The organism is Neobacillus sp. KR4-4 (assembly GCF_042136325.1).
Classification (GTDB): Bacteria; Bacillota; Bacilli; order Bacillales; family Cytobacillaceae; genus Neobacillus.
The window spans coordinates 1-6,203 of the sequence record NZ_JBHHJU010000056.1; the positions used below are offsets into that span (position 1 = coordinate 1).

Consider the following 6,203-nt stretch of genomic DNA (forward strand, 5'->3'; position numbering starts at 1 on the left):
TTTTCCTTTCGATTCAAATCACCAGGCCAGCAAGCGTAGCGCGGTAGTCTTGAATAAACACGGTGATTGATGACATTTCTCAAAATACTAAAGTAACTAAATGCGACAACTATATTGACAAACACCGATAGGCTCTCTGAATACGTATTTTAGTAAAATTTATTTACTAATGTACCCCAACCACTGTTATCACATCTAGGATTTTTTTAATTTATCGAACTGAATCTCCTAATTAATTGCGATTTACGTCTTTACTTCAAAATTCATTCTCCCCTCGTAGAATAGCCCGCTATAGCAGGAAAACTCGCGAATTCCTTCCTCATGTCCCGAAAAGAAATCCCATCATTTCCTCTATCAATCTGACAATCTAGTGAATATTCATTACAGTTCAATGGGTTTTGATGAAATGTTTTGGCATAGAATCGGATGGCTTCCTGATTGTTGGAAGCAAAAATAAAGACAAAATCCTCCTTGTTCATTTTCAGGGAGTAGATCCCCACTTTGTGAAAACCTAATACGTTATTTAGAATCAATTCTTTTACTTTCTGATGGTCCGCTTGTTCTAAGTCTTTTTTTGAAAAATCGTCCTCCAAAGAAATTTTCTTCTCTGCTAGTAAATGGTGGATATAATGGGCTAATGTTGATTCTTCATAACGTAAACAATCCATGTAAAGATCTTTCACACTCATGTGATTGACACCTCGTTATCTAATTTTTTCGGCGAAATAGCGGTCATTCCCCGGTTGGATTTATTCCTTCGGTTCCTCAATTCTCCCTGTATGCTGGTTGTAATTGACGGCAATGCTGCCAACTGGACCATTTCGGTTTTTCGAAACAATGATTTCAAGAGATTTATTCTGAGATTCCTTGTTATAATACATTTCACGATAGAGGAACAAAATGACATCGGCGTCCTGTTCCACACTTCCCGATTCCCGAATATCGGACATCATTGGCTTTTTATCGGCTCTGGATTCTACCGATCGATTGAGTTGCGCCAAGCAAATGACGGGGCAATTAAAATCCTTCGCCAGTGCTTTAAGAGATTTCGAGATTTCCGTCACTTGGAGGTGGGAATTTCCACCGTAGGATTGACCACAATGTATGAGCGTTAAGTAATCGATAAAGATGATTGGTTTTTTGTACGGAAATTGATGGATCATTTTTCGTGTTTTTGCTCTTATTTCCGTTATACTTTGGCCAGATCCATCAAAAATTTGCATATGGGTTTCAGAGAGTATGCCCATCACATCGGACCAACTATTTTTTTGGTCTTGAGTTAGCATTCGTTTCGGATTTCGCATTTTACTTCGATTGAAGTTCCCTGTCGAAGCAATCAGTCGAGAGGTAATCAGTCTTTCAGGCATTTCCAAAGAAAATACCAGCGGCAGATACCCAGCCCATCCTGACATTTTGGCAAAATGAAGCATCACATCGGTTTTTCCCATCGAGGGTCTAGCGGCTATGATCGTCACTTCCCCATCTTGAAACCCTCCGGTCAAATGATCGAGCTTTTGGATCCCTGTTGTTGCGGTTATCAACTCTTTTTGATCTTCCCAAGGTGCCTCAAAGATATCTGATAACGCCTGTGTTAACGATGTATGATCCTCCACTTTTAATTGGTTAATTTTATCTAATTCAGAAATGACTTTTGCGATCTCCCAATCATTCATGGCTGCCAGGGTTAAAATGCTCCTTTTTTCTCGTTCCTTCCACAAATCAAGGATCAGTTTCTCCGTATTGTCGAACTTCTCCAGGTCGGCATATGCTAACAATTCGGAAAGATAGGACATTCCCCCAAAGGATTCAAGGTCAGGCATGGTGGTAAAGGTGATTAAATCAATATTCCTGCCTGCTTGGGATAAATCCAGCATCCTCCGCATGATTTCTTTATGCCGGATACTCTCCAGTTGTTCAGGCTTGATTACCGTATCCTTGAGTAAGTACTCGGCCTTCATCAGGCTGCCTAAAAATGCTTTTTCCGCCATACTCACCAGTCTTCACCTGCCGTAATATCAAAGTCAAAGCCGCTTGGAATATCTCTTCCACGAGGAAAGGAATCCGTCGATTGCCAATGTTTTTGTACAGGATTTCGGCTCTCAATATAGGAATCAATTTCTTCTACGGACAGTAAGGATTCATTTTCCCAGTTTTTCAGAATACCAACCACATAGGTCAGTCTTCGCTTGTTATTGGCACAGGCAATATTCATCGCTTTTAAAATCACCGCTTTAGGATGTAAAAATTTAGAATCATCTAACCAGGCTAACAGCTGCTGTTTACCATTCAGGTTACTAAAACCAAATCCATTGTTGTCCCAAAACTCGACAATTTCCTTCACATCTACAAGTTCTTGATTATTATGTATGGTATGGTCGCTATCTGGATTACTCTCTATTTGGGAGTAAAGAACTTCTTGTTGTTTATCTTTTTCTTTATCTACTTCTTTATCTTTTTCTTGTCCACGTATCGTATGAGTTTTGGTCCACGTATCGTCCTTCTCTTCCCATACAGGAGTATGATCGTCAGCAAACTCATCTTGGTCATTACCTTTCATACTGAAACTAACCTTTTCTTTTTTACAAAAAGATTCATACAGGCTGCGGATTTCCTGTTTTTTAATCCACTCTGAAACATATTGAATTAATGAGGAATCTTTAACAGCTTTTAATTCAGAAGAAATACAATCCATCATTGGTTTCCCCGCTTTATCAAAGTTATTTTCTCCCCAGTTTTTAATAGCAAGTTCTCTCGTTTCAGGATTGTAGCGAATCAGCTGGTGATGCGTGATGAATCGCTCCATTAATGAATGAACACTTTCAATCGAATATCCCATATCAAAGGCCATCTGCTTTTTCGTAATCTGATAGATACCAATTTGAGTCGTACGCTGATTCGTTAAAAGATATAAATAAAAGTATCTGTCCTCTGGTGTCATTTCCTCCGAAACCATTGGATCCATCCAAAAATCAATCCGTACTTTTCTAAACTTTGCCATCCTCTACCACTGCCTTTCTTCTACTAAAATTCATTCATCTTTCATATAGAAAGAACTGAAGAAAAAGGTCATAGGATTTTCACTAGAATGTGAATTTTTAATGACACTCTTTCATCACCATGTCCCTAGCAAGGGTTTTAGGTGTAAGCCCTTACTTCGGTACTTCTACAATATCGAGATTGGCCAGGTAAAGCGAACGACCAAATTTCAAATTTGAGGGCATTTTTAGTGCTTAAACGTCAAAAAACGCCTCCAAATTTGATTTTTGGAGGCGTTTTTTGATGTTTTGGTGATATTTTAGGCTATTTTTTTAAGATGATAAAATAGAACATTTTTATGGATGTTCATTCCTCATTATCTTTGTTTAATTGCTTGCGTTTTTTGCCTCTCTAATACTTTTGTTAGGAGATTTTCATTAATTTGTAGTTAGCCATACCTTTACTTCCTTTGTGATTTCTTCTGTATCGGTCTCACCAAAAAATATCATCCATCGGTGGAATCGGTCTCTTTTCTATTTCCCTTACTTCCTCTGTTATTTCTTCTATACCATTAACAATGACTTTTTCAATGTATGTTCTCCGATAACCTGTTTCATGCATGATGCTTCGTATGTATTTGTGTGCAACGGTTGCCATTTCTCTTTTATTTCTAGCTGAAAAACGTCCTTTAGCAACTAGCCCCGATCCTTCAATGATTAAATGCACTTCCAAGTTAAACTCCATTAGTAATCATCCTCTTATCATTATGTAAGATTATTATAGAACAAATGTTCTATTCAATTCCAACAAAAAATCTAGAATTACTTTTCCAGACCAATTTCTGCGTGAGTTGTTCAGCATATATGATAGAATGATTGTAAAAAAGTTAGGCAGGTGGAGGTATGATAAATTCCCCTTATTTAAGAAGTGTAGCATTAAAGCGAGAGGAAGTACCTGCATTTACGCATTATCCATTTCATCTTCCTAGTATTAGGTCGTTAGATCATCTTCCCTTTCATCCCAAGGTTACCTACCTGATTGGTGAGAACGGAATGGGGAAATCTACTTTATTGGAGGCGATCGCCGTTTCATTAGGGTTTAATCCCGAGGGAGGATCCTTTCATTTCAACTTTTCTACATTTGATTCCCACTCTGAATTAACAAATTATCTCAAGTTGATTAAGGGGATTGAAAAGCCAAAAGACGGTTTCTTTTTACGTGCGGAATGCTTTTACAATGTGGCTTCGAATATTGAGGAATTGGATCAGGGGGGTGGAGGTCCGAAAATCATTAGCTCTTTTGGCGTACAATCTCTTCATGAACAATCGCATGGAGAGGCGTTCTTCTCCACCTTTATTCATCGTTTTGGAGGGAACGGAATCTATATCCTAGATGAACCTGAAGCGGCTCTTTCTCCTTTACGGCAAATGTCCATGGTGACTAGAATCCATGACTTAGTGAATCAACACTCCCAACTCATTATTGCCACCCATTCACCCATCATTATGTCGTACCCAGACTCACTTATCTATGAATTGAGTGAAGATGGCATCCAAGAGAAAAAACTAGAAGAAACCAATCATTTTCAGATCATGAAACAGTTTTTAAATGACCCTAAAAGGATGCTTCATCATCTTCTGGAATCGTAAGTAGTGGTAGGAAACAAAGGGAAAGGAGCACGTGTTCATTAACGGGTTCCTTTTCCTATCGCAAAACGTGAATTTAAAACTAAATATGACACTCCTTCTAGTTTCAGGATTAGTTTTATAAAAGGTTTAATCGTTTCCGAATCCAGTGAACTACAACAAGTAAAACGGGAATCGCAACAAAGAATATAGGTAAGAGGAACTTTATTATCAATTCCCCTTCTTTAAAGTGCTCTGAAATATTACTTGCCTCTATTATGGAACTTAAAAGAGCTATGAAGGCAATCGGAACTGCTAACTTTTGTTTATTTTCGACATTAAATATGTCCGATATAATATTAATCGCAGCTAAACAATAAATAGATATTTTAAAAAATACTCCAATAATCAGTGCAATAATCGCGAAAATATCTAGACGTTCAAATAATTCTCCTATGTGGGCATTTTGTATCATTCTTAATAGAGGAAAAGCAGAAGTCCTATAACCAGTTTCTCCAAGAACGGATATTTCAAGGGCATGAGTAAAGGTTAATATTAAGGTACTGAGCGTTAATGCTGCAACTCCAACTTTTCTTCCGGATTGAGTTTGATTTAAATTAGGAAAAATGGTTGAGAAACAAAAGATTTCACCGAACGGAAACATTAATATATTGGGATAAGCTGACTTTAAGACAGGTTTCCATCCATTTTCAAGAATTGGTTGGAAATTGCCGATGTTAACTATATCGGATAATAACACTGAAATACTCCCCAATAAACCCAAACAAATAAAAACGACAAAGTAGACCTCTGCTGTTCTAGCTAAAACTTCTACACCTTTGTATAGTGCATATATTATTACTATAACCAACATCGTTTCAATAACAAACAGTGGAGTCTCGCTATATACGCTAGACACTAGTAATGCCCCAGTTTCCCTTAAATCTCTAGAAGAGAGATAAATGAAAAGCGTTGCATATACAAGGCTAACTATCCAGCCTAAATTTCTTCCAAGGATCTTTCGAGCATACCCACTTAAAAGAAGATTTGGATACTCACGAAATAGGTAATCATACAGTATAAATAAAACGATTCCCCCAACAGAGGCTAGTATTACTGAAAGCCAGACATCTTTATCAGAAGCGAATCCGATTGGAAGTACAAGTGCAGTACCCATTTCAAACAAAAAAATCAAAACGAATAATTGACCGGAACTAATTTTTTCTTTTTTCATTTCTCACTAATCCATCCTAAAACTCAATGATTTATGTTCTTTTTTTATTTTTAGTTCCAATTTTTATATTTCAGTTTCCTTCCACTAAAGGAAAAATATACAAATTTAGATGAAATAATAAAATCCTTTCTCAATCTTCGAGGTAGGACTTATACTAGCTGCTTAATATTCTCAATCACATATCTACACCTGATAATCTAATGCAGGTTTAATGAATTCCTTCCTCCACTAACCTGCTCCATTAGCATTCCTGTAGAGAGTTAATTATTGACTTTGATAAAAAAAGAGCTCCTCAGTAAGATATGAGTATAGACACCACTCTAACTCAAACCTTAGGAGGAACCCCTACTATGAAGTTTAAAATGCAA

General features: G+C 37.2%; 6 protein-coding genes. 1 reads left to right on the forward strand and 5 read right to left on the reverse strand.

Going from position 1 to position 6,203, the window contains the following annotated elements; genetic code table 11:
- Positions 1 to 263 precede the first annotated feature (263 nt).
- The 4 genes from ACE198_RS27585 to ACE198_RS27600 all read right to left on the reverse strand — a co-directional run bounded on the left by ACE198_RS27585 (position 264) and on the right by ACE198_RS27600 (position 3,720).
- Positions 264 to 689 carry a hypothetical protein gene (locus ACE198_RS27585; RefSeq protein WP_375377761.1) on the reverse strand — a complete coding sequence of 142 codons (426 nt, stop codon included), beginning with the start codon at positions 687 to 689 and terminating at the stop codon, positions 264 to 266.
- Positions 690 to 749: 60 nt separating this feature from the next.
- Positions 750 to 1,988, reverse strand: a complete 1,239-nt coding sequence (locus ACE198_RS27590; protein WP_375377765.1) for a replicative DNA helicase — start codon at positions 1,986 to 1,988, stop codon at positions 750 to 752.
- 2 nt (positions 1,989 to 1,990) lie between these two features.
- Positions 1,991 to 2,998: a DnaD domain protein gene (locus ACE198_RS27595; RefSeq protein WP_098574747.1), complete on the reverse strand. Its 1,008-nt coding sequence runs from the start codon at positions 2,996 to 2,998 to the stop codon at positions 1,991 to 1,993.
- A 470-nt stretch (positions 2,999 to 3,468) separates the two neighbouring features.
- Positions 3,469 to 3,720, reverse strand: coding sequence for a hypothetical protein (locus tag ACE198_RS27600; protein ID WP_375377762.1), 252 nt, complete (start codon positions 3,718 to 3,720; stop codon positions 3,469 to 3,471).
- A 158-nt stretch (positions 3,721 to 3,878) separates the two neighbouring features.
- Between ACE198_RS27600 and ACE198_RS27605 the strand changes: the two genes are divergently transcribed.
- Positions 3,879 to 4,625 carry an AAA family ATPase gene (locus ACE198_RS27605; protein ID WP_375377763.1) on the forward strand — a complete coding sequence of 249 codons (747 nt, stop codon included), beginning with the start codon at positions 3,879 to 3,881 and terminating at the stop codon, positions 4,623 to 4,625.
- A gap of 115 nt (positions 4,626 to 4,740) precedes the next feature.
- Here ACE198_RS27605 and ACE198_RS27610 read toward each other — a convergent pair whose 3' ends face one another.
- Positions 4,741 to 5,835 carry a GerAB/ArcD/ProY family transporter gene (locus ACE198_RS27610; protein ID WP_375377764.1) on the reverse strand — a complete coding sequence of 365 codons (1,095 nt, stop codon included), beginning with the start codon at positions 5,833 to 5,835 and terminating at the stop codon, positions 4,741 to 4,743.
- Between the last annotated feature and the right edge of the window lie 368 nt (positions 5,836 to 6,203).

Coding starts and splice junctions, on each gene's coding strand:
- ACE198_RS27585 (WP_375377761.1), bottom strand. CDS start 689: ATGAGTGTGAAAGATCTTTACATGGATTGTTTACGTTATGAAGAATCA.
- ACE198_RS27590 (WP_375377765.1), bottom strand. CDS start 1,988: ATGGCGGAAAAAGCATTTTTAGGCAGCCTGATGAAGGCCGAGTACTTA.
- ACE198_RS27595 (WP_098574747.1), bottom strand. CDS start 2,998: ATGGCAAAGTTTAGAAAAGTACGGATTGATTTTTGGATGGATCCAATG.
- ACE198_RS27600 (WP_375377762.1), bottom strand. CDS start 3,720: ATGGAGTTTAACTTGGAAGTGCATTTAATCATTGAAGGATCGGGGCTA.
- ACE198_RS27605 (WP_375377763.1), top strand. CDS start 3,879: ATGATAAATTCCCCTTATTTAAGAAGTGTAGCATTAAAGCGAGAGGAA.
- ACE198_RS27610 (WP_375377764.1), bottom strand. CDS start 5,835: ATGAAAAAAGAAAAAATTAGTTCCGGTCAATTATTCGTTTTGATTTTT.